Here is a 21,993-nt window from a genome sequence, read left to right as displayed (position 1 = left end):
ATTAAGCCCGCTGACTCAGCCAGGCATGCAATTCTGAAAAGCGATCAATGGAAAGCCGCGGCTCAAACAGTTTCAGCGCCTCGATCGATTGAGCGCCGTAGCTGACCGCGACCGAATCCATACCGGCATTGCGTGCCATCTGCAAATCGAAGGATGAATCGCCGACCATCAACGCTTGTTCCGGACGAACCTCGCAATGGGCGAGGATCTGCTCAAGCATCAGCGGATGCGGTTTGCTGGCGGTTTCATCGGCGGCACGGGTGATATCGAAATATTCCGCCCAACCGTGCGCCTTCAGCACCCGATCCAGCCCGCGCCGAGCCTTGCCCGTTGCGACCGCCAGGTGATAACCCTCGGCACGAAACGCCTCCATCGACTCGACCACACCTTCGAACAACGGCGAAGGCACAGCCTCCGAGGCGATGTAGTGATCGGCGTAGTGCTCGCGAAAGGCGATCAGCTCGGCATCGCTGATTTCCGGGTATAGCGTGCGGATGGCTTCCGGCAAACCCAGCCCAATGATGCCCTTGACGGCAAAATCATCGCGCAGTTGAAAACCGGATCGCTCGGATGCCACATGCATCGCCTCGACAATCCGACCAATGGAATCGGCCAGCGTGCCATCCCAATCGAAAATCAGCAGCTTGTAATCAGATGGGTGCACTCAAGCGCTCCACGGTTTTGGCCCACATCTCATCGACCGGCGCCTGAAGCTTCAGTTCGCCGCCATCGGGCAGTGGCACGGTCAGCATGTAGGCGTGGAGGAACAAGCGCTTGCCGCCCAGATCGCGGATTTCCTTACTGAAATCGTCATCGCCGTATTTGGTGTCGCCGGCAATGCAGTGCCCGGCGTGCAAGGTGTGGACACGAATCTGGTGAGTACGGCCGGTGATCGGTTTGGCTTCGATCAAGGTGGCAAAGTCGCCAAAACGACGCAGGACCTTGAACACGGTCACCGACTCCTTGCCCTCCTCCTCGTCGACCTCGACCATACGCTCGCCGGAGCGCAGATTGCTCTTGCCGAGCGACGCGCGAACTTGCTTGATCGAGGACGCCCAGTTACCGCGAACCAGCGCCATGTAACGCTTATCGACGCCGTCACCGCGCAAGGCCGTGTGCAAGTGACGCAGCATGCTGCGCTTCTTGGCGATCATCAGCAGGCCGGAGGTGTCACGGTCGAGACGGTGAACCAGCTCCAGCTCCTTGCAATCGGGACGCAACTGACGAAAGGCTTCGATGACGCCGTAATTCAAGCCGCTGCCGCCGTGAACCGCGATACCGCAAGGCTTGTTGATCACGATCAGCGCTTTGTCTTCGAAGACAATCGAGGCTTCCAGGCGCTGCAGCAGGCCTTGGGCCAATGGCACCGGCTCGTCCCGCTCAGGCACGCGAACCGGCGGCACGCGCACGATATCGCCCGCCTGCAGCTTGTATTCGGGCTTGATCCGGCCTTTGTTCACCCGCACTTCGCCTTTGCGCAAAATGCGATAAATCAAGGTCTTGGGCACGCCTTTGAGCCGAGCGAGAAGGAAATTGTCAATACGTTGGCCGGCATATTCCGGCGAGACCTCAAGCAGTTGTACGCCTGGGGTCGAAGGGGCAGTAGTCGTCATGGCGCGGATGATAACAATTTTTTATGGAATTGAAGCACTTAATCATTGCTGCTATAGTCGCGAACGCCGCCAAAAGCGGCTGGACAGCGGACCAACGGTCAAAAACCGGCCCTGACCAACGCAATTCACCAGGACGCGAGGCCGTCCTACGGGGCTTTCGCTACGTAACGGTGGAGTTTGCAGGTGTAACGAGCGCAGGTGACATGAGGCCTGAATCAAGCCGCAAAGCAGAGTTTTCACTCGCTTTACGAGCAAATATTCACGGCCAGTTCACAAAGTGCAGTCAGCTGCGAATGACCCCGAGCGAACGCTTCGGAAACAACGCCTAAATTAGCCATGATGCGTGACCTCCCCCTTTCGGAGCTCACGGTAAATGCCAACCCGCTGCGGATTCTGCGCGCGGCAGCACCCGAATTATCAGGGATACGTGTAGGGTGGAGATGCACAACCGCTGGACTGTGTAGCAATAGGCTTTATCAAGACGCTTCATCTCGTCCACAGCCGCCGGTTGATTCCTCCTCCTGACTGAGTGCTCAAGAGCCACAGCAAGCAGGACGCGTACGTCGCGATGAAGGCCCACATTGGCCGGACTTCGCTGGACACGGGAAATGGCCAACCACTCCCGACGCACCTGACACCGACCGTGAGAAGTCGTGTGTGCCGAACGCCGTTTCCGGCAGCCCGGAAACCGACGGTACTACATGAAAAGAATGCTGATTAACGCAACTCAACCCGAAGAGTTGCGTGTTGCACTGGTAGATGGCCAGCGCCTCTACGACCTGGACATCGAATCCGGTGCACGCGAGCAGAAGAAGGCCAACATTTATAAAGGCCGGATTACTCGCATCGAACCAAGCCTTGAGGCTGCCTTTGTCGATTTCGGCTCCGAGCGCCACGGCTTCCTGCCCCTCAAAGAAATCTCCCGCGAATACTTCAAGAAAGCCCCCGAAGGCCGCGTCAACATCAAGGACGTCCTGAGCGAAGGCCAGGAAGTCATCGTGCAGGTCGAGAAAGAAGAACGTGGCAACAAGGGCGCCGCCCTGACCACCTTCATCAGCCTGGCCGGTCGTTATCTGGTGCTGATGCCGAACAACCCGCGTGCCGGCGGCATCTCCCGTCGCATCGAAGGTGAAGAGCGCAACGAACTGCGTGAAGCTCTGAACGGTCTGGTTGCCCCGGCCGACATGGGTCTGATCGTGCGCACTGCCGGCCTGGGCCGCAGCAGCGAAGAAATGCAGTGGGACCTCGATTACCTGCTGCAACTCTGGACCGCCATCAAAGAAGCCTCGCTGGATCGCGCCGCGCCTTTCCTGATCTACCAGGAAAGCAACGTGATCATCCGCGCCATCCGCGATTACCTGCGCCAGGACATCGGCGAAGTGCTGATCGACAGCGTTGAAGCCCAGGACGAAGCCCTGACCTTCATTCGCCAGGTGATGCCGCAGTACGCCAGCAAGATCAAGCTGTACGAAGACAGCGTTCCGCTGTTCAACCGTTTCCAGATCGAAAGCCAGATCGAAACCGCTTTCCAGCGCGTGGTCGAACTGCCTTCCGGCGGTTCCATCGTTATCGATCCGACCGAAGCCCTGGTGTCCATCGACATCAACTCGGCGCGCGCCACCAAAGGCAGCGACATCGAAGAAACCGCTCTGCAGACCAACCTTGAAGCCGCCGAAGAAATCGCCCGTCAGTTGCGCCTGCGCGACATCGGCGGCCTGATCGTCATCGACTTCATCGACATGACCCCTGCCAAGAACCAGCGCGCCGTGGAAGAAAAAGTCCGCGAATGCCTGGAAGCCGACCGCGCTCGCGTGCAAGTCGGTCGCATCTCGCGCTTCGGCCTGCTGGAAATGTCCCGTCAGCGCCTGCGTCCATCCCTGGGCGAAAGCAGCGGCATCGTTTGCCCGCGTTGCAGCGGCACCGGGATCATCCGCGACGTTGAATCGCTGTCCCTGGCGATCCTGCGCCTGATCGAAGAAGAAGCCCTGAAAGACCGCACCGCCGAAGTTCGCGCACAAGTGCCGATCCCGGTCGCCGCGTTCCTGCTCAACGAAAAACGCAACTCGATCACCAAGATCGAACTGCGCACCCGTGCCCGCATCGTCATTCTGCCGAACGATCACCTCGAAACGCCGCACTTCGAAGTTCAGCGTCTGCGTGATGACAGCCCGGAAGCCGCCACCAACCAGTCCAGCTACGAAATCGCCGCTGCCGCTGCCGATGTGGAAGAAGTCCAGCCAGCCGCCGCGACCCGCACCCTGGTTCGCCAGGAAGCTGCGGTCAAGACTGCACCGGCCCGCGCCAATGCTCCGGTTCCGACCGAAGTTGCCGCTCCGGCCCCTGCTCCGGTTGCCGCGCCAGAGCCAAGCCTGTTCAAAGGCCTGGTGAAGTCGCTGGTCAGCCTGTTCGCCACCAAGGAAGAGCCTGCCGCTCCGGTCGTGGTTGAAAAACCGGCTACCGAGCGTCCGGCCCGCAACGAAGAGCGTCGCAACGGTCGTCAGCAGAGCCGCAACCGTAACGGTCGCCGCGACGAAGAGCGCAAGCCGCGCGAAGAACGTGCACCGCGTGAAGAGCGCGCACCACGTGAACCACGCGAAGAGCGTCAGCCACGCGAAGCCCGCGAAGAAACCCCAGCCGTAGCTCGCGAAGAACGCGCACCACGCGCTCCGCGTGAAGAACGTGCACCGCGTGCTCCGCGCGAAGACCGCAAGCCACGTGGCGAGCGCGAAGAGCGCGTACGTGAACTGCGTGAGCCACTGGATGCCGCTCCGGTCGCCGCCGCTGCCGCTGTTGCCACCACTGAAGAACGTCCGGCCCGCCAGCCACGTGAAGAACGCGCTCCACGCCCACCGCGTGAAGAACGTCAACCACGTGCCGAGCAAGCCGCTGCCACCGTTGCCGAAGAAGAGCTGACAACCAACGAAGAGCAACTGCAGGACGATGGTCAGGACGGCGCCGAAGGCGATCGCCCACGCCGCCGCTCCCGTGGCCAGCGCCGTCGCAGCAATCGTCGTGAGCGTCAGCGTGACGCCAACGGCAACGTGATCGAAGGTTCGGAGGAGTCCGAAGCCGGCGAAAACGCTGAAGAGCCAAGCACTGCCGATCTGGCCGCCGGCCTGGCTGTTACCGCAGCCGTTGCCAGCTCCGTGATCAGCGCTCCGGCTGAAGCACAAGCCAACGAGCAAGCCGAACGCGCCACTGCCGCCACCCTGGAAACTGCTCCGGTTGAAGCGCCAGTCGTTGAAGCGACCACGCCGGTAGAAGTGACCGCCTCGCCGGAAATCGAAGTTGCCCAAGCGCCAGAAGCTCAGCCAGCGGTTGAAGCGGCTGCTGAAGCTGTTGTTACCGAAGCGCCTGCCGAGGTTGCAGAACCGGTTGTTGAAACCGTGACTGAAGTTGTTCGTGAAGTTCGCGAAGAACAAACCGCGTTCAACTGGGTTGCCGAACCAGCCGTTGCTGAAACTCCAGCGCCAGTCGTTGAAGCGGAAGTCGCTGAAGCAATGGTTTCCGAGCCGGTTGTTGCCGCTGCCGAGCCTGCTCCAGTGGTTGAAGCACCGGTTGTCGCCGAAGTGGCGGCTCCAGTGGTCGAAGCCGCTCAGGTTAGCGCACTGACGCCAAGTGGCCGCGCGCCGAACGACCCACGTGAAGTGCGTCGTCGCAAGCGTGAAGAAGAGCGCCTGCAGAAGGAAGCCGAACTGGCTGCCGCTGCTGCTCCGGTTGCTGAAGTCGTTGTCGCTGAAGAACCAGCACCGGTTGTTGCTGAAGTCGTCGAGGCAGCACCTGCCCCGGTTGCCGAAGTTGCTGCCGAGCCAGCTGAATCGGTGATCCACGAAGCGCCACGCTCCGTGCAGGAAGCGGTAGAGAAACACGAACAAGCCGAAGAAAAAGAGCACGAGCCTAAACCACTCGTCTGATTCCCTCGGTCAATAAAAAGCCCCGCCTGGTGATGCCAGGCGGGGCTTTTTTATGCTTGGAATCTTTCCCCGAAACACCTCAACCCACTGTAGGAGCGAGCCTGCTCGCGATGGTCGTCAACGATAACGCGGGTATTCTGGATAAATGCGGCGCCCTCAGGTTTTTCGCGAGCAGGCTCGCTCCTACAGGGGGATCTAAGCGAATGTGAAGACTAATTTTTCCGGCACATCCACATCCCACAACACCCCGGGATCATCCACCGCCACTTCAACCACCCGCCCCTGTGCAAACAACGGCTTGGCCCCTCGATCACCCGACAGCGCCATCAATCCCGGGCCAAAACTGCGCCCAAAGCCCACAGGATGCCCGTATTCCCCGTCTTGCACCGGTACACTGATGCAATCATCAGCCACCTGCGCCAGAACCTGCTCAATGGTCGAAGGCAGGATGAACGGCATATCCCCCAACACCATCAACCAGCCACCCAGTTGTTCACACGCGGCGACCCCGGCAGCAATGCTATCGCCAATTCCGGTGGTTTCAATCAGCACGATGTCACAACCATAAGCCTTGGCCATGCGAATCACCTGCGGACGATCAGCGGTGGTCACCAGCAAACGCTTTTCCAGCGTGGCCGGCAGATTCACCAGCACGTGCTCGATCACCGAACGGACGGCACCATCACGCCCCGTACAGTCCGCCAGCAACTTGTCCTTTTCATCGCCCGCCACCTGCCGGAACCGACTGCCCTGCCCCGCCGCCAGAATGATTGCTCCGATGGATTCGCTCATACGCGCTCCCGTACTGGCTTTTTCTGTTTCAATTCGACGCCATTCTTGATCGCGACAATTTCCGCCATCAGCGACAAGGCGATTTCCGCCGGACTGTGGCTGCCGATGTGCAAGCCGATGGGGCCGTGCAGCCGCTCGATTGCCTGTTGCGACAAGCCCAGTTGCGCCAGGTTTTCCCGACGCTTCTGGCTGTTGACCCGAGAGCCCAGCGCACCGACGTAAAAAGCCCTGGAGTCTAGGGCGGTGAGCAACGCCATGTCGTCCAGGCGCGGATCGTGGGTCAGGGCGACAATCGCCGTGCGTTCGTCAGTCTGGATATTCAGCACCGCATCATCGGGCATGCCGGTGACAAATCGTCCGTGCTGTTCTTCCCAGCCGTAGACGAACTCGGTGCGTGGATCGCATATCAGTACTTCGAAATCCAGCAACCGAGCCATTTCCGCGACATACCGGGACAACTGGCCCGCACCGATCAGCAGCAGGCGCCAGCGCGGACCATAAATGGCCCGCAGCGTCTTGCCATCAAAGGTCAGCACATCCGATTTGTCGGCCGACTGTAGGACCACTTCACCGGTCGCGATATCCAGCGAACGCGCGACGATTTGATGATCCTCGCAGCGCGCCAGCAACTCGGCGACCCAATCCGCTTCGCCGACCCGCTCCTCAGTCAAACGCAAGGTGCCACCGCAGGGCAGGCCGAAACGCGCAGCCTCTTCACGAGTGACGCCATAGGTAATCAACTGCACCGGCGGGCCATCGACCGGAATGCGACCGTCATGCAACCGAGCAATCAGGTCATCTTCGACACAACCGCCAGACACCGAACCAATCACCACGCCATCTTCACGCAACGCCAACATCGCGCCAGGCGCCCGGGGCGCGGTGCCCCAGGTCTGGACCACGCTGTACAACACCACCCGCTGACCGGCGCGGCGCCATTCCAGCACGCTGCGCAGGACATTCAGATCAACGCTGTCCATCAGGCCTGCGCCTTCTGCCAGCCCTGGAGCTGATAGCGTATCGGCAGGTCGCGGATGCGTTTGCCGGTGGCCGCGAAGATCGCGTTGCACAACGCCGGGGCAATCGGTGGCACGCCCGGCTCGCCGACGCCGCCCAACGGCACGGTGCCTGGAGGCGTAACCAGATGCACGGCGACTTCCTTCGGCGCCAGCGACATGCGCGCCACTTCATACATGTGGAAGTTGTCTTGCTGGACCTTGCCGTCCTTGAAGCTGATCTCGCCCAACACCGCGTTGCCCAGGCCCATGACGCAAGCGCCTTCGAACTGTGCGCGAATCCGCTCGGGGTTGATCTGCGGCCCGCAATCCACGGCGATGTCCGCCTTGTGCACGATCAACGTGCCGTCTTCTTTGACTTCAACCTCGATCACTGCCGCCACGTAGGTGACGAAGCTGTAATGCACCGCCAGGCCCAGGCCCCGGCCCTTCGGCAACTCACGGCCCCAACCGGCAGCTTTGGCGGCGGTTTCCAACACAGTGCGCAGACGCCCGGTATCAATCGGATAACGCTCGGGGGATTCGCCGTAGTTCCACTCTTCACTCAAGGTACGCGGATCGATCTGCCGATCCGGGCCGAGCAATTTGATCTGGTACTTGAGCGGGTCCTGCCCGGCCTTGTGCGCCAGTTCATCGATGAAGCTCTGGATGGCGAAGCCGTGGGGAATGTTCGACACCGAGCGATACCAGCCAACGCGGGTGTGCACCGTCGCTTCAGGGTTTTCCAGGCGGATGTTGGGAATCGCGTAGGCCATGTTGGTGAAGCCCATGCCCAACTCGAAAGCCGCCTCGTGATTCATGCCCGGCGCGAACAACGCAGTGATGCTCGGCGCCACCGTGCGGTGCAACCAGCCGGACGGCAGGCCATCCTTGTTCAGGCTGGCCTTGAGGTATTCCGCCGACACGGTGTGGAAGTAGGAACAATGGATGTCGTCTTCACGGGTCCATTGCACCCTCACCGCTTTGCCAGGGAATTCCTTGGCGAGAATGGCCGCCTCGATGATGAAGTCAGGCTTTGACTTGCGACCGAAACCGCCACCCAGCAGCGTCACGTTGAACGTGACGTTATCGAACGGCAAACCGAGGCGCTCACCGATTCTGGTGCGGGTGACCTGTGGCGCCTGGCTCGGGCCCCAGGCTTCGCACACGCCATCCTTGTAGCGGGCGATGGCGACCATCGGCTCCATAGGCGACTGCGACAGGTGCGGCAGGTAGTAAGAGGCTTCCAGCGTACTGTCGGCGCCGCTCATGGCTTCGTCGATGTTGCCGGTGTTGCGCACCACTTTGCCGGGCTTGAGGGAAGCCGCTTCCAGTTCCTTGCGATAAGCGATGGAATCGTAACTGGCGTTGGCGCCGTCATCCCACTCGATTTTCAGTGCCTCACGGCCCTTGATCGCCGCCCAGGTGTTGTTCGCCACCACGGCGATACCGCCCAGCGGCTGAAACTCCGAAGGCAATGGCCGACTTTCGATCTGCACCACCTTGACCACGCCCGGGACCTTCATCGCCGCAATCGCATCGAAGGTTTTGACCTTGCCGCCGTAGACCGCAGGCCGGGCAATGGTGGCGTACAGCATGCCGTCGAAATGCACATCGGCGCCGTACACCGCGCGCCCGTTAACGATATCGTCACCGTCGATGGCCTTGGTGCCTTCCTTGCCGATGTAGCGGAATTCCGACGGTTGCTTGAGTTTCAGGCTGTCACGCGCCGGGACGGCCAAGGCACCGGCAGCAGCGGCCAGCGCGCCATATTCCAGTTCGCGACCGGTAGGTTTGTGGATGACTTTGTGCAATTGCGCATGGCATTCGCTGACCGGGACTTTCCACTGATTGGCAGCGGCCTGCTCCAGCATGGTCCGCGCGGCGGCACCGCAGCGGCGCATCGGCTCGTACCAGTGGCGCATGCTGCGCGAGCCGTCGGTGTCCTGGTTGCCGAAGCGCACTTCGTCACCGGGAGCCTGCTGCACCTTGACCCGTGCCCAATCGGCTTCCAGCTCATCGGCTACGACCATGGTCAGGCTGGTACGCACGCCCTGGCCCATTTCCGAACGGTTGCACATCACGGTCACCGTGCCGTCGGCCGCAATGCTGACGTACACCTTGGGATCATCCACCCAGCCATGGGGCATTCCGTCGGCGCCGAACTTCTTCTCTTCTTCGGCAAACGCGTCCTGCCAGCCCCAGCTCGCGGCAACCACCAGGGCACCGGCAGCGCCCACACCTTTGAGGAAACCACGGCGACTGAGGTTGCTCAGGGCGAAATCATTCGGTAACTGGCTCATGCCTTGGCCTCCTTCAGATGAGTGGATGCCTGGCGGATGGCGGTCTTGATGCGGTTGTAAGTGCCGCAACGACAGATGTTGCCGACCATCGCCTCTTCGATCTGCTCATCGCTCGGGTTCGGATTGGTCTTGAGCAGCGCAGTGGCGGACATGATTTGCCCACCCTGGCAGAAACCGCATTGGGCCACGGCCGTGTCGAGCCAGGCTTGCTGCACGACTTTACCGACCGGGTCGGCATGGACGTTTTCGATGGTGGTGACGTTCTGCCCGACTACCGAGCCGATCGGCGTGATGCAGCTGCGTGCCGGAGCGCCTTCGATATGAATGGTGCACGCACCGCACAGGCCCATGCCGCAGCCGAACTTGGTGCCGTTATAGCCGGCCACATCGCGGATCGCCCAGAGCAGCGGCATGTCCTCGGTGACGTCGAGTTGATGGTCTTGACCGTTGAGTTTCAGGGTAATCATGGGCACGCCCGCATAGTTCTTGAGTTATGGGGTCGAGCAATCTGCCATTGGATCTTGGTTCGGTACGCAGATCGACTCAGGCTATTGGGCTCTCTTGTGCTGACGGGAGCGTCTGCACCGGGCCTTTGATGGAGAAAATGCATTGCATCGTTAGCTCGCTAAGTTAACGCAGCATTAACAAAAAAGCCCTGCACTTTTCATCAGTGCAGGGCTTTGGATTGAACCATTAAAGCGTAGTCTCAATAACGGTTCGGCTCCATCTCCAGCTCGACATGGAAACGTTCTGAAATGTCTTTCTGAATACGCTGCGCCAGGTCGAGCAACTGCAGGCCGGTGGCGCTGCCGTAGTTGACCAGCACCAGTGCCTGCAACTTGTGCACGCCCGCGTCGGCATCACGGAAACCTTTCCACCCTGCCCGCTCAATCAGCCATCCGGCGGCGATTTTCATCTGCCCGTCGGGTTGCGCGTAGGCCACCAGATCGGGGTATTCGCCCTTGAGCTGCGCGACCAACGCCGCTGGCACCAACGGGTTCTTGAAGAAGCTGCCGGCATTACCGAGCACCGCCGGGTCCGGGAGCTTTTCGTTGCGGATGCTACAAATCGCCTGGCTGACATCGGTGGCGGTCGGATGCTCGATGCCTTGCTCGGTCAGGCGCTGGCGAACAGGGCCGTATTCCAGGTGCAGATGCGCAGCACGGTCGAGTGCGAAGCGTACGCGCAGGATCAGCCAGCGCCCCGGCTCCTGTTTGAACAGGCTGTCGCGGTAGGCAAAGTTGCACTCTTCCAGGTTGAAGTCGCGCAGTTCGCCGCTGTGCCGATCAAGCGCCGTCAGACCGGCGAACACGTCCTTGATCTCAACCCCGTAGGCGCCGATGTTCTGCATCGGTGCCGCACCGACGGTGCCGGGAATCAGGCTGAGGTTTTCCAGACCCGACAAACCCTGCGCCAACGTGTGCTGCACGAACGGATGCCAAGGTTCGCCAGCCTCGGCTTCGATCACCACTTTGCTGCCGTCATCGCTCAGCACGCGAATCCCGCGTGTGGCCATGCGCAACACCAGCGACTCGATATCCGCCGTCAGCAGCAAATTGCTACCGCCGCCGATCACCAGCACTGGTACATGATGCTCAAGCCCATAGGCCAAGGCTTCTCGCACATCGGCGTCGCTATGGGCTTCGGCGAACAAACGAGCCTGAACATCCACACCAAAACTGTTGAACGGCTTGAGTGAAACCTGCGACCGAACCTGCAAACTCATAACCGTCCCTTCAATTCGACCACCAGCAGATCACTGGCGCGCTCGATCAAATCCAGCACCTGCTCGAAGCCCTGGTCGCCGTCGTAATACGGGTCCGGGACTTCGTCGATTTCCGACTCATAACGACGCAGGAACAAATCCAGCTCGGCCTTGCCCTTGGCCGGTTGCAGAGCCTTGAGGTTGCGCAGGTTGCTGTTGTCCATCGCCAGGATCAGGTCGTAGGTGGCGAAATCGGCGCGGGTCACTTGCTGGGCACGTTGCGTGGACAAGTCGTAGCCGCGCAGCTTCGCCGCAGCCTGACTGCGCTTGTCCGGCGCTTTGCCGACATGCCAGTCACCAGTGCCGGCGGAGGCGACTTCGACCAGATCGGCCAGCCCCGCCTCACGCAGTTTGTGGCGCAACACGCCTTCAGCCGTGGGTGAACGGCAGATGTTGCCCAGGCAGACAAACAGAACCCGCATCAGGCCTCCAGCAGGCGACGAACGCGCTCAAGGTCTTCAACGGTATCGACACCGGCCGGCGGCGCGATCAGCGCGTCGGCGACGTGAATCCGCACGCCGTGCCACAAGGCACGCAACTGCTCCAGGCACTCGGTGTTTTCCAGCCAGCACGGGCCCCAGCTGACGAAGTCATGCAGGAAACCGGCGCGATAGGCGTAGATGCCGATGTGGCGGCGATAGGGCACGCCTTCCGGCAATTGCTCTCGGTTCACCGCGAACGCATCCCGCGCCCACGGCAAGGTCGAGCGACTGAAGGTCAGCGCCAGGCCATTGAGGTCGCTGACCACCTTGACCACGTTGGGATTGAACAGGGTTTCCACGTCTTCGATCGGCTCGGCCAAGGTGGCCATGCGCGCTTCGGTATGGACGGCCAGGTTGGCAGCGACCTGATCGATCACGCTCGCCGGGATCAACGGTTCGTCACCCTGGACATTGACCACGATGGCATCGGGCGCCAGGCCCAGTTTCGTCGCGACTTCCGCCAACCGATCGGTGCCGGAATTGTGATCTTCACGGGTCAGCACCACTTCGGCGCCAAACCCTTTGCAAGCTTCGACGATGCGCGCATCGTCAGTGGCGACCACGACACGCTGGGCGCTGCTTTTGCTCGCCTGTTCCCAGACGTGCTGGATCATTGGCTTGCCGGCGATCAACAGCAGCGGCTTGCCCGGCAAACGGGTGGAGGCGTAACGCGACGGAATGACAACGGTAAAGGCTGTGGTCATTTATCCAGACGCTCGTCGGTGGTCAGGGTGCGGGCTTCGGTTTCGAGCATCACCGGGATGCCATCGCGAATCGGGTACGCCAGACCTGCGCCCTTGCTGATCAGCTCGGTCTTGTCGGCACTGAGCTTGAGCGGGCCTTTGCAGACCGGGCAAGCGAGGATATCGAGCAGTTTGGTGTCCATGAGCATTCCCTGGATAAAAACGGTTTTAAGGCAACAGACGAGCCGGCAACAGGCGCATCAACTGTGTGTCGAACCAGGCCACGAAGGCCGGTGACGGCACAGCATCGACCGCCAGGTACCACCAGTCGGCGGCGGCGAAGGCACGGCACTTCACCGCGTCCTTTTCGGTCATCACCAACGGCAATGACGGGGTGAAATTCAACGCCTGCACGCTGTATTCGGCGTGATCGGCGAACGCATGCGGGACTGGTTGCCAGTGTAGCGTTTCGAGGGTCTTGAAGAAACGCTGCGGGTTGCCGATCCCGGCCACGGCGTGCAGCGCCTGGCCTGCTGGAAAATGATCGAGGGGACGTCGTTCGCCGCTTTGCAGGTTGACCAGCGCAGTGGGTTGCAACTGGAAGGCGAAACCATCATCGCGATCAGCCGAAGCGCCGTTGTAGAGCACCGCGTCGACACTTTGCAGACGCTCGACCGGCTCGCGCAACGGCCCGGCCGGCAGGCAACGGCGGTTGCCAAGGCCACGGGCGGCGTCGATCAGCACCAACTCCAGATCCCGGGCCAGCCGGTAATGCTGCATGCCGTCATCGGACAGGATCAGATCCAGCGGCTCGCTGGCCAGCAAGGCTTTGACGGCGCTGCTGCGATCAGGGTCGATCATCAGCGGTACGCCGGTGCGTTGAACGATCAGCAACGGTTCGTCGCCGGCAATCTCCGCGCTTTGATCCGCCTCGACCCGCCATGGCAATTGCGGCGGCTTGGCACCGTAACCACGGCTGACCACGCCAACCCGCAAGCCGCTGCGCTGGCAGTGCTGGATCATCCACAGGATCAGCGGCGTCTTGCCGGTGCCGCCAACCGTGATATTGCCGACGACGATCAGCGGCACCGGCGGCTGGTAGATTTCACCCTCGCCCGCCAGAAAGCGTTTGCGCTTGTTGTTGACCACACGCCGGTACAGCCACTCCAGCGGCTGCAACAGCTTCAGGGCCGGATGACCGGCGTACCACGCGGCGAGCAGACGATCGGACATGGCCATCAGGGCGCGGTCGGCGCCGCCTCGACTGTGGTCATGCGCAATTGGCTGAAGCCAAGCTTGCCGGCGGCGTCCATCGCAGTGATGACCGACTGATGCTGGGTTTTGCCATCGGCGCTGATGGACAGCGGCAGACTGGTATCGCCATTGGATTCTTTCTGCAGCGCTTCAATCAATGTGGCCAGGTCGCTTTTCGGCAAAACATGGTTGTTCACCGAGAACACGCCGTCGGCGCTGATGGCGATATCGAGCTGCCGGGTCTGGTCATCGGCCGAAGCGCCGCTGACCGCTTCCGGCAGCTCGACACGCAACTGGGTTTCACGGGTGAAGGTCGTGGTCACGACGAAAAACAGCAGCAGGATAAACACCACGTCGATCAGCGACGCGAGGTTGATGTCCACCGTTTCCCGTGGTTTGCGGCGGAATTTCACGCTTTGCCCTCGGTCAGGTCCACGTCGCGGTCGCCCTGCACTACCTCGACCAGTTTGATCGCTTCCTGTTCCATCCCGACCACCAGCTCATCGATCCGGCGTTGCAGGAATCGATGGAAGAATACCGCCGGGATACCGACCATCAAACCGGCAGCCGTGGTGATCAGGGCCTTGGAAATACCACCGGCCAGCACCGAAGCGTTGGTGGTCATGCCACTGCCGGTGAATGCGCTGAAAATATCGATCATGCCCAGCACGGTACCGAGCAGGCCCAGTAACGGCGCCATGGCGGCAATGGTGCCGAGGGCGTTGATGTAACGCTCCAGATCGTGGATGACCCGCGCCGCAGCCTCTTCGATGCACTCTTTCATGATCTCGCGACCATGCTTGGAGTTGGCAAGGCCGGCGGCGAGGATTTCACCCAGAGGCGAGTTGGCGCGCAGTTCCTTGAGCCTGTCTTTGTTGAGCTTCTTGTCTTTGATCCAGACCCAGACCTGCCCGAGCAGGTGCTCCGGGGTCACGCGACTGGCTCGCAGGGTCCACAGACGCTCGGCAACGATTGCCATGGCCGCGATGGAACTCAGAATGATCGGCAGCATCATCCAGCCGCCGGATTTGACCAATTCCCACACAGTGTCAGTCCCCTCGAAAAAGTGCGCCACTCTAACATAGGGGGTGGGCGCACCGAAGACCGCGATGTCGCATCCGGTCGGGCTTTGATTACGCTCGGTTGTTGCTACAAGGGCGGCGGATCGCGCCAGAACCGCCGTTCCTGACGCATCGAGCGCGGTGATTCGAAACGTCCGAGTTGCAGATGAATGGCACCCTGTTCGGCGCTGTCATAGATTGCCATTGCGCGTTTTCGATAGCGCGCCATGACCGTCGGATGAGGATGACCGAACGAATTGCCCTGACCACGGGAGATCAGCACCGCTTTGGGCTGCAAGCCGTTGAGCAGCGCCATCGAAGATGAACTGCGACTGCCATGGTGCGGCGCCTGCAACCAGTCGGTCGGCACGGCCAATGGGCTTTCGAGCAGTGCGCGCTCGGCGTTGGTGTCGATGTCGCCGGTCAGCAACAATCGCTCACCGTTGGCTTCAATCTGCAAAACGTAGGACTTCTGATTGCTGTCACTGGCTGATGACCATTGCCAGAGCCGGAACTGAACACCGTCCCAGGTCCATTGCCGGTCGGTTTCACAGGCTTGGGCTTGCAACTCGGCAGGCAGCGCCTCTGGGTCGCCACTGATCACACGCTTGACCGGCAGCCCGTTGGCAACCGCGCGGGCGCCACCGGAGTGGTCGGCGTCGGCGTGGCTGATCAGCATCAGATCGAGTTCTTTCACGCCCAGTTTGAGTAATGACGGCAATACGACTCGCTCTCCCAGGTCGAAATCGCCGAAACGCGGGCCGGTGTCATACAGCAGTGTGTGATGCCGGGTGCGCACCAAAATCGCCAGTCCCTGTCCGACATCCAGTTGCCAGACATCGGCGATGCCTTCCGGTAACTCGGGGCGCGGCGAAAAAATCAGCAACAGCAGCATGGGCCACCCCAACGCACGCATTGGCACGCCTCGGGGTAGAAGCAACAGAAAGGCCCCCAACGCGCCCAGGCACCAGACCCAAAACGGAATCGCCATGGGTACCCACGCAGGAATCTGACCAGCGACCAACGCCAGTCCCTTGAACAATCCATCGATCAAACCACCCGCCAGCCACAGCAAGCCTTCGCCCATGTAAGGCACCGGCAACATCACCGTGCCGAGCAATGCGGGAGGCAGCACCACCAGGCTGATCCAGGGCACCGCCAGCAAGTTGACCAATGGCCCACTGACGCTGACCGGCAATCCCAGCACCAGTAATAACGGGCCCAATCCCAATGCGATCAACCATTGCGCACGGGTCCAGGTCTGCCACCAGCGCCAAGGGCCCAACCGGCCGCCGAAAGTAAAAATCAGCACCGCCACCGCCGCGAAGGACAACCAGAACCCCGGCTGAAGACTCGCCAGCGGATCAAGCAGCAAAACGCCATTGAGTGCCAGCAATAGCGGCCACCAAGCGCCAAGATGACGAAACCGCAGGCGCCATAACAGCACCAGCCCGATCATCAAACAGGCCCGACGCACCGGCACCTCAAAACCGGCCAGCAATCCGTAACCGAGAGCGGCCGCGAATGCCAGGCCACAGGCCCAGGGCAGCCATGGCAGACGGCTGGGCCACAGGCCATAACGGGCAAGACCGGCGATCAACAGATACACCACGCCCGCCAGCAAACCGATGTGTTGTCCGGAAATCACCAACAGGTGCACGGTGCCGGTGTCCTGCAATACCTGCCAGTCTTCGCGGCTCAGCCCGGCGCCATCGCCCAGCACCAAAGCCGCCAGCGCACCGGTTCGTCCCTGGGCGTCTACCGCTTGAAGCCTCTGGCGGATACCGTCGCGCCAGGCCCATCGCGCTTGCGCCAGTCGCTCGCCGTCCTTGACCGTACCGGTCGCACCGATGCGTTGCGCCAGCAGCCAGGCGTCGTAATCGAAAGCGTGCGGATTGAGTAAACCGGCAGGACGCTTCAACTTGACCGCCAGTCGCCAGCGCTCGCCGCTGTTCACCGGCGGGCCGTCATACCAGGCCACGCGCATGAGTTTCGGCACTTTTGCATGTCGCGAGCGGGCGTCTGCCAATTCGAAACGTACGACGCCTTCGCTGTTCTGGGGCAAACCCACTACCCGCCCTTCGACCCAGCGGGTTTCGCCATCGAGGCTCGGCGACAGTCGATCGTCCAGCGCCCAATGCGCCTGCGCGCAAGCCCAACTCAAACCGAACAGGAAGAACGCCACGGGGTACGTCCTGAACGGCAGCAACATCAAACCGACCACCGGCATCAACAGCAACAACCCGACCGGCGGCAATGCCGGTAAAAAACGCAGGGCCAGCAATCCCAGTGCCAGCGCCATCATCCCTGTGCACATACGCCCGTCCTTGAGAGTCCCGACTTAAGGCATAGCTGTCCGGCCGCACGGTCGTGGTTATCAATTGTCACAAAGTCTGAATGGGCGCTTCATAGAATCCAGACATACTTGCCGCCTTGACCGACCGAGAAGCCTTATGCCCCGGCGATTATTCAAACGTTACATGCCAGACCCGACCAGCATCAGGGAACACAAATCCTTACGCTTTCTCGGGACGCTGCTGCATGACCCGAACCTCTGGCACCTCAACCGCCATTCCGTCGCCCGGGCGATGGCGGTCGGTTTGTTCGCGGCGTTCCTGCCGATTCCGTTGCAGATGCTGCTGGCTGCCATCCTTGCCATCGTGGTGCGCGGGAACATGCCGATTGCGGTGAGCCTGGTCTGGCTGACCAATCCGATCACGATGCCTGCGGTGTTCTTTTGCACCTATCAGACCGGGGCCTGGCTGATGGACGTACCTGCACGGCATCTGCCCGATGAGTTGACCTGGGAGTGGATCAGCGGTGAGCTCTCGACCTTGTGGCAGCCGTTTTTGCTGGGGTCGGTGGTGACGGGATTGGTGTTGGGGGCTTTGGCTTATTGTCTGGTGATGGTGTATTGGCGGTGGTGGGTTGCGCGGCAGTGGCGGCGGCGTAAGCAGAGTCGGATGTGATTGGGCGGTCTTTGGGTTGTGTTTGATCGTGTACATATCCGTTTTTTTGGTAACGGCGGCTGACGGTTCCGCTCTTACAGCGGGTCACTTTCGAAGAGCGCGAAAGTAACCAAAGCGCTTTGCCCCTGACGTTCGGTGCCTCGCCTAGGCTCGGCATGCCCTCGCTCCGGTCCTGCTCCGTGGGCCCGCCGCCATCGGCCATCCATGGCCGGGGGCGGCTAACCCGGCATCCTTGCCGGGTTGCCCACTGCGCAGAACCTCCACTCGGCCTCTCGATGGGGCGAATACCGCAACAGCACCGCGAGGCGGCCTACCGGCCGGCCTGATCGGAAGTTCGCTCGTATTTTTGTGTAGGAGCTGTCGAGTGCAACGAGGCTGCGATCTTTTGATTTTGTTTTTTAAAGCGAAATCAAAAGATCGCAGCCTTCGGCAGCTCCTACGTTTGACGTGAAACAGCACAAAATCGGGTCGGCTGTCAGGCCGCCATCGCCAGCAGGCTGGCTCCCACAGTTTGGAGTGCGTGCGAACCAGACAAACAGGCCGGCCGGTAGGCCGCCTCGGTTGCACTTGATCCACCCGCCCCATCGGGAGGCTGAGTGGAGGCGTTTATCCGGGGGGAGGCGCGTAGCGCCGTGCGGCGAAGCCGCACACATCGAGAGGAGGTCGTCGCGAAGCAGACCGGAGGCGATGCCCCCGGATGAATGCCGGAGCGAAGGAACTCCGAGCCTTAGCGAGGAGCCGTACGTAAGGGGCGAGCCTTTTGGTTCCTTTTTGGCGTTTGAAAAAGGGACTCGCCGTAAGGGCGAAACCCTAGGTGGCCGTTACCGCAGGAACGGATATGTACACCATCCAAAACCAGCGAACGGCCAAGCCATGATCAGGTCCGCATCCCCCGCCCACTCACCAACAACCGCGCACACCCAAAATACAAAACCACCGTCGCCACCACCATAAAGGCAATCGCCACGCTGATCCGGATATCCGAAACCCCAAGAATGCCGTAACGGAAGGCGTTCACCATGTGCAACACCGGGTTGGCCAACGACACGGTCTGCCAGAACGGCGGCAGCAAAGTGATCGAATAAAACACCCCGCCCAGATACGTCAACGGCGTCAGCACAAACGTCGGGATGATCGAAATGTCATCGAAGTTGCGCGCAAACACAGCGTTGATGAAACCCAGCAGCGAGAAGATCGTCGCCGTCAGCACCACCACCAGAATGGTCACGCCCAGGTGATGCACCTGCAAATCGGTGAAGAACAGCGACAACAGCGTCACGATGACCCCGACCATCAACCCGCGCAGCACGCCGCCGAGGGTGTAGCCGATCAGGATGGTGTGCGGCGAAACCGGCGAAACCATCAGTTCTTCGATTGAACGCTGGAACTTGCTGCCAAAGAAACTCGACACCACGTTGCCATAGGAGTTGGTGATCACCGACATCATGATCAGCCCCGGCACGATGTACTCCATGTAGGTGAAACCACCCATGTCGCCGATCTGCCGGCCGATCAGGTTACCGAAGATCACGAAGTACAGAACCATGGTGATGGCCGGTGGCAGCAGGGTCTGCGGCCAGATCCGGGTAAAGCGCCGGACTTCACGGTAAACGATGGTATTGAGGGCAACGAGGTTGGGTTGCAGCTCGGAACTCATAACGCCACCTTCGCCAGATTTTTCTCCACCAGGGACACGAACAGCTCCTCAAGGCGATTGGTTTTATTACGCAAGCTCAGCACTTCAATGTTCTGCTGGGCCAATTGGGTGAACAGCGCGGTAATACCCATGGACTTGTCGACCTGGACTTCCAGGGTGTGACCATCGAGCATCCGGGATGGATAGCCGATCAACTGCGGCGGCGCACTCAGGCCGTTCTTCAAATCCAGCAGGAAGGTCTCGACATGCAACTGACCGAGCAACTGCTTCATGCTGGTGTTTTCGACAATGGTGCCGTGGTCGATGATGCCGATGTTGCGGCACAACTGCTCAGCCTCTTCCAGATAGTGCGTGGTGAGGATGATGGTGATGCCTTTCTTGTTCAGCTCGGTGAGGAAGGTCCACATCGAGCGACGCAGTTCGATGTCTACACCCGCTGTCGGTTCGTCGAGGATCAACAGGCGCGGTTCGTGAACCAGCGCACGGGCGATCATCAGTCGACGCTTCATGCCGCCGGACAGTGAACGCGATGGCGTGTCACGCTTGTCCCACAAGCCAAGCTGAGTCAGGTATTGCTCGGCGCGCTCTTTGGCGACTTTCGGCGGGATACCGTAATAACCGGCCTGGGTCACGACGATGTCAAAGGTCTTTTCGAACTGATTGAAGTTGAATTCCTGCGGCACCACGCCGATGGAGCGCTTGAGCTGCGCAGGATTCTTGTCCAGGTCGTGACCGAAGATGTTCACTGTGCCGCTGGTCTTGTTCACCAGAGTCGAGAGAATGCCGATGGTGGTGGATTTGCCGGCGCCGTTAGGGCCGAGCAAGGCGAAGAAGTCACCTTCGGCGACGTCCAGATCGATACCACTCAAGGCCTGGAAACCGTTGCCGTAGGTTTTGGTTAGCTGCCGGATGGACAGAGCGGAACTCATATCGGATTACGCACCAAGAAGGGAAGAAAGAAATAAATAAGGGCGGGCGGCGAGCAATGCAACCGCGGCGCATGAACGCAATGGTGCTTGCCGCCGCCGCACAAGTACAGTCAAGTGTGTCGATAGTAGGTATTAAGTCAACGCGGTCATAACGGCCTTGCGATACGCCGGACGCTGCTGCAACCGTGCGTACCAGGCTTGCAGATGAGGCAGCGGCGCACGCTCGATCGGCATCTCGAACCAGGCATAAATGAAACTGCCGAGCGGAATGTCACCCATGCCGATCTCGTCACCGGACAGGTACGGTTTGGTCGCCAGCGCCTGATCGGCCATTGCCAGCAAGCCGTCGCACTCCTTGATCGCCGCCTTGATGGCGGGCCAGTCCTGCTGATCTGCCGGAGTACGCAACACCCCCCAGAACACGGTGCGGAACGGGCCGGCGAAGCTGGAAGTGGTCCAGTCCATCCATTTGTCCGCAGTGGCGCGCGCCTGCACACCCGCCGGATACCACGCGCTATCCGGCGCATGTTTGGCCAGCAGGTAACGGACGATGGCGTTGGATTCCCACAACACAAAACCGTCGTCTTCGATCACCGGAACGCGGCCATTGGGGTTCATGGCGCGGTACTCGGGCGTATCGACAACACCGAAGGCACCACCCGCGTCGATGGCTTCATAAGCCAGCCCCAACTCCTCGGCGGCCCACAACGGCTTTCTCACATTCGATGAATTTTTCCGACCCCAGATCTTCAGCATGACCGCCTCTCGATTGATGAATGCGCAGGCAGCATACGCCGGATCAGGCGCGACTCAAATCGCTCTGCATGTCCCCCAGCAGTGGCGACAGTTGTTCGCCGAACAGATGCGGGTAGCACTTTTCCAGGTGCTCGAAAAAGAACGCTTCAGGCACATCGGCAAACTGGCCGTGATCGACGAGATACTCCATCAGTTTCTCGCCATCACGGTTGAACGGGTGGAAGACGCTGTCGTTGAATCCGTCGAATTCCAGCGGCGCCACATTGAACAGTTCGCAGAGTTTCTGGTTGAACGCGGGGGTCGCCTTGACCCAGCGATCCTGCAGGTAGAACTCGGTGTAGCCGTGCATGGCGAACATGTCGCTCTTGAGCAGTTCGAGCAGGCGCGGCGTCGACAAATGATTGCGCACATCCGCCAGACCGATCCGCGCCGGGATGCCGCAATGCCGCGCGGCACCGGCGAGCAACGTGGCTTTGGGTACGCAGTAACTCTCCCCGGTGGCCAGCGCGTAACTGCCACACAAGGTTTGCGGATCGCGACTGAAGGTGTACGGGTTGTAGCGCACCGCTTCGCGCACGGCGTAATAAAGACTGATCGCCTGCTCGATCGGGTCGCGACTGCTGCCTCGGTGTTTTTCGGCGAACTCCACCACCGAGGGGTGGTCACTATCGATGAAGCGGCCGGGGCTTAGGTACTCGTGCATGCGGGCGATCTCCTGGGGGAACCCCGAGTCTAGCGAGAGGTTCAGCACAGAGATAACGACGTTTCGGCCAATTATGGACGCTTTGCCGCCCGTTCTATGAACGATTTCCCAGGCCCA

General features: G+C 60.7%; 20 protein-coding genes. 2 read left to right on the top strand and 18 right to left on the bottom strand.

What is annotated here, in order from left to right; translation table 11 throughout:
• Position 1: 1 nt before the first annotated feature.
• Positions 2 to 664, bottom strand: coding sequence for an HAD-IA family hydrolase (locus tag V6Z53_RS09840; protein ID WP_338585309.1), 663 nt, complete (start codon positions 662 to 664; stop codon positions 2 to 4).
• Positions 651 to 1,613, bottom strand: a complete 963-nt coding sequence (rluC, locus tag V6Z53_RS09835; protein WP_150704486.1) for a 23S rRNA pseudouridine(955/2504/2580) synthase RluC — start codon at positions 1,611 to 1,613, stop codon at positions 651 to 653. The genes V6Z53_RS09840 and rluC overlap by 14 nt, the downstream gene beginning before the upstream one ends.
• A 701-nt stretch (positions 1,614 to 2,314) precedes the next feature.
• On the opposite strand from rluC, the gene rne reads away from it, so the two are divergent.
• Entirely contained in the window at positions 2,315 to 5,527 is a 3,213-nt protein-coding gene (gene rne, locus V6Z53_RS09830; protein ID WP_338585308.1) for a ribonuclease E, read from the top strand.
• Between the two features lie 195 nt (positions 5,528 to 5,722).
• Here rne and V6Z53_RS09825 read toward each other — a convergent pair whose 3' ends face one another.
• From V6Z53_RS09825 to V6Z53_RS09770, 12 genes are all read right to left on the bottom strand, one after another.
• Positions 5,723 to 6,319, bottom strand: coding sequence for a nucleotidyltransferase family protein (locus V6Z53_RS09825; protein ID WP_338585307.1), 597 nt, complete (start codon positions 6,317 to 6,319; stop codon positions 5,723 to 5,725).
• Positions 6,316 to 7,299, bottom strand: coding sequence for an XdhC family protein (locus tag V6Z53_RS09820; RefSeq protein ID WP_338585306.1), 984 nt, complete (start codon positions 7,297 to 7,299; stop codon positions 6,316 to 6,318). Before V6Z53_RS09820 ends, V6Z53_RS09825 begins: the two co-directional genes overlap by 4 nt.
• Complete coding sequence (locus V6Z53_RS09815) at positions 7,299 to 9,617, bottom strand: xanthine dehydrogenase family protein molybdopterin-binding subunit (protein WP_338585305.1); 2,319 nt, start codon at positions 9,615 to 9,617, stop codon at positions 7,299 to 7,301. Before V6Z53_RS09815 ends, V6Z53_RS09820 begins: the two co-directional genes overlap by 1 nt.
• The gene (locus V6Z53_RS09810; protein ID WP_338585304.1) at positions 9,614 to 10,084 is read right to left on the bottom strand and encodes a (2Fe-2S)-binding protein; all 471 of its coding nucleotides are present in this window, start codon (positions 10,082 to 10,084) and stop codon (positions 9,614 to 9,616) included. The genes V6Z53_RS09815 and V6Z53_RS09810 overlap by 4 nt, the downstream gene beginning before the upstream one ends.
• Positions 10,085 to 10,323: 239 nt before the next feature.
• On the bottom strand, positions 10,324 to 11,343 hold the full coding sequence (gene murB, locus V6Z53_RS09805) for a UDP-N-acetylmuramate dehydrogenase (protein WP_338585302.1): 1,020 nt from the start codon (positions 11,341 to 11,343) through the stop codon (positions 10,324 to 10,326).
• Complete coding sequence (locus V6Z53_RS09800) at positions 11,340 to 11,804, bottom strand: low molecular weight protein-tyrosine-phosphatase (protein WP_338585301.1); 465 nt, start codon at positions 11,802 to 11,804, stop codon at positions 11,340 to 11,342. The genes murB and V6Z53_RS09800 overlap by 4 nt, the downstream gene beginning before the upstream one ends.
• On the bottom strand, positions 11,804 to 12,568 hold the full coding sequence (gene kdsB, locus V6Z53_RS09795; RefSeq protein ID WP_338585300.1) for a 3-deoxy-manno-octulosonate cytidylyltransferase: 765 nt from the start codon (positions 12,566 to 12,568) through the stop codon (positions 11,804 to 11,806). Before kdsB ends, V6Z53_RS09800 begins: the two co-directional genes overlap by 1 nt.
• Positions 12,565 to 12,750: a Trm112 family protein gene (locus V6Z53_RS09790; RefSeq protein WP_007945752.1), complete on the bottom strand. Its 186-nt coding sequence runs from the start codon at positions 12,748 to 12,750 to the stop codon at positions 12,565 to 12,567. Before V6Z53_RS09790 ends, kdsB begins: the two co-directional genes overlap by 4 nt.
• A 25-nt stretch (positions 12,751 to 12,775) precedes the next feature.
• Positions 12,776 to 13,786, bottom strand: coding sequence for a tetraacyldisaccharide 4'-kinase (gene lpxK, locus V6Z53_RS09785; protein WP_338585299.1), 1,011 nt, complete (start codon positions 13,784 to 13,786; stop codon positions 12,776 to 12,778).
• Positions 13,786 to 14,214 carry a biopolymer transporter ExbD gene (locus tag V6Z53_RS09780; protein ID WP_338585298.1) on the bottom strand — a complete coding sequence of 143 codons (429 nt, stop codon included), beginning with the start codon at positions 14,212 to 14,214 and terminating at the stop codon, positions 13,786 to 13,788. Before V6Z53_RS09780 ends, lpxK begins: the two co-directional genes overlap by 1 nt.
• Positions 14,211 to 14,846, bottom strand: coding sequence for a MotA/TolQ/ExbB proton channel family protein (locus tag V6Z53_RS09775; RefSeq protein WP_338585297.1), 636 nt, complete (start codon positions 14,844 to 14,846; stop codon positions 14,211 to 14,213). The genes V6Z53_RS09780 and V6Z53_RS09775 overlap by 4 nt, the downstream gene beginning before the upstream one ends.
• A gap of 104 nt (positions 14,847 to 14,950) precedes the next feature.
• Positions 14,951 to 17,179 carry a DNA internalization-related competence protein ComEC/Rec2 gene (locus V6Z53_RS09770; RefSeq protein ID WP_338585296.1) on the bottom strand — a complete coding sequence of 743 codons (2,229 nt, stop codon included), beginning with the start codon at positions 17,177 to 17,179 and terminating at the stop codon, positions 14,951 to 14,953.
• A 136-nt stretch (positions 17,180 to 17,315) separates the two neighbouring features.
• Here V6Z53_RS09770 and V6Z53_RS09765 point away from each other — a divergent pair, with 136 nt between their 5' ends.
• Positions 17,316 to 17,831: a DUF2062 domain-containing protein gene (locus V6Z53_RS09765; protein ID WP_338585294.1), complete on the top strand. Its 516-nt coding sequence runs from the start codon at positions 17,316 to 17,318 to the stop codon at positions 17,829 to 17,831.
• Positions 17,832 to 18,708: 877 nt separating this feature from the next.
• Here V6Z53_RS09765 and V6Z53_RS09760 read toward each other — a convergent pair.
• The 4 genes from V6Z53_RS09760 to V6Z53_RS09745 form a co-directional block, all read right to left on the bottom strand.
• Positions 18,709 to 19,488 (bottom strand): ABC transporter permease, encoded by a 780-nt coding sequence (locus V6Z53_RS09760; RefSeq protein ID WP_338585293.1) that lies wholly within the window; start codon positions 19,486 to 19,488, stop codon positions 18,709 to 18,711.
• Positions 19,485 to 20,417, bottom strand: a complete 933-nt coding sequence (locus tag V6Z53_RS09755) for an ABC transporter ATP-binding protein (RefSeq protein WP_338585292.1) — start codon at positions 20,415 to 20,417, stop codon at positions 19,485 to 19,487. Before V6Z53_RS09755 ends, V6Z53_RS09760 begins: the two co-directional genes overlap by 4 nt.
• Positions 20,418 to 20,549: 132 nt before the next feature.
• The gene (locus V6Z53_RS09750) at positions 20,550 to 21,173 is read right to left on the bottom strand and encodes a glutathione S-transferase (RefSeq protein ID WP_338585291.1); all 624 of its coding nucleotides are present in this window, start codon (positions 21,171 to 21,173) and stop codon (positions 20,550 to 20,552) included.
• A gap of 43 nt (positions 21,174 to 21,216) precedes the next feature.
• The gene (locus V6Z53_RS09745) at positions 21,217 to 21,876 is read right to left on the bottom strand and encodes a transglutaminase family protein (RefSeq protein ID WP_338585290.1); all 660 of its coding nucleotides are present in this window, start codon (positions 21,874 to 21,876) and stop codon (positions 21,217 to 21,219) included.
• Between the last annotated feature and the right edge of the window lie 117 nt (positions 21,877 to 21,993).

This window comes from Pseudomonas sp. MAG733B (assembly GCF_036884845.1).
Lineage (GTDB): Bacteria > Pseudomonadota > Gammaproteobacteria > Pseudomonadales > Pseudomonadaceae > Aquipseudomonas.
This window is presented reverse-complemented; position numbering and strand designations above follow the sequence as displayed.

Bases quoted from the DNA above. Each gene is read 5' to 3' on its own strand.
- V6Z53_RS09760 (WP_338585293.1), bottom strand. From the start codon at position 19,488: ATGAGTTCCGAGCTGCAACCCAACCTCGTTGCCCTCAATACCATCGTT.
- V6Z53_RS09825 (WP_338585307.1), bottom strand. From the start codon at position 6,319: ATGAGCGAATCCATCGGAGCAATCATTCTGGCGGCGGGGCAGGGCAGT.
- V6Z53_RS09820 (WP_338585306.1), bottom strand. From the start codon at position 7,299: ATGGACAGCGTTGATCTGAATGTCCTGCGCAGCGTGCTGGAATGGCGC.
- V6Z53_RS09815 (WP_338585305.1), bottom strand. From the start codon at position 9,617: ATGAGCCAGTTACCGAATGATTTCGCCCTGAGCAACCTCAGTCGCCGT.
- murB (WP_338585302.1), bottom strand. From the start codon at position 11,343: ATGAGTTTGCAGGTTCGGTCGCAGGTTTCACTCAAGCCGTTCAACAGT.
- V6Z53_RS09750 (WP_338585291.1), bottom strand. From the start codon at position 21,173: ATGCTGAAGATCTGGGGTCGGAAAAATTCATCGAATGTGAGAAAGCCG.
- rne (WP_338585308.1), top strand. From the start codon at position 2,315: ATGAAAAGAATGCTGATTAACGCAACTCAACCCGAAGAGTTGCGTGTT.
- V6Z53_RS09755 (WP_338585292.1), bottom strand. From the start codon at position 20,417: ATGAGTTCCGCTCTGTCCATCCGGCAGCTAACCAAAACCTACGGCAAC.
- kdsB (WP_338585300.1), bottom strand. From the start codon at position 12,568: ATGACCACAGCCTTTACCGTTGTCATTCCGTCGCGTTACGCCTCCACC.
- V6Z53_RS09765 (WP_338585294.1), top strand. From the start codon at position 17,316: ATGCCCCGGCGATTATTCAAACGTTACATGCCAGACCCGACCAGCATC.
- V6Z53_RS09790 (WP_007945752.1), bottom strand. From the start codon at position 12,750: ATGGACACCAAACTGCTCGATATCCTCGCTTGCCCGGTCTGCAAAGGC.
- V6Z53_RS09770 (WP_338585296.1), bottom strand. From the start codon at position 17,179: ATGTGCACAGGGATGATGGCGCTGGCACTGGGATTGCTGGCCCTGCGT.
- lpxK (WP_338585299.1), bottom strand. From the start codon at position 13,786: ATGGCCATGTCCGATCGTCTGCTCGCCGCGTGGTACGCCGGTCATCCG.
- V6Z53_RS09800 (WP_338585301.1), bottom strand. From the start codon at position 11,804: ATGCGGGTTCTGTTTGTCTGCCTGGGCAACATCTGCCGTTCACCCACG.
- V6Z53_RS09745 (WP_338585290.1), bottom strand. From the start codon at position 21,876: ATGCACGAGTACCTAAGCCCCGGCCGCTTCATCGATAGTGACCACCCC.
- rluC (WP_150704486.1), bottom strand. From the start codon at position 1,613: ATGACGACTACTGCCCCTTCGACCCCAGGCGTACAACTGCTTGAGGTC.
- V6Z53_RS09810 (WP_338585304.1), bottom strand. From the start codon at position 10,084: ATGATTACCCTGAAACTCAACGGTCAAGACCATCAACTCGACGTCACC.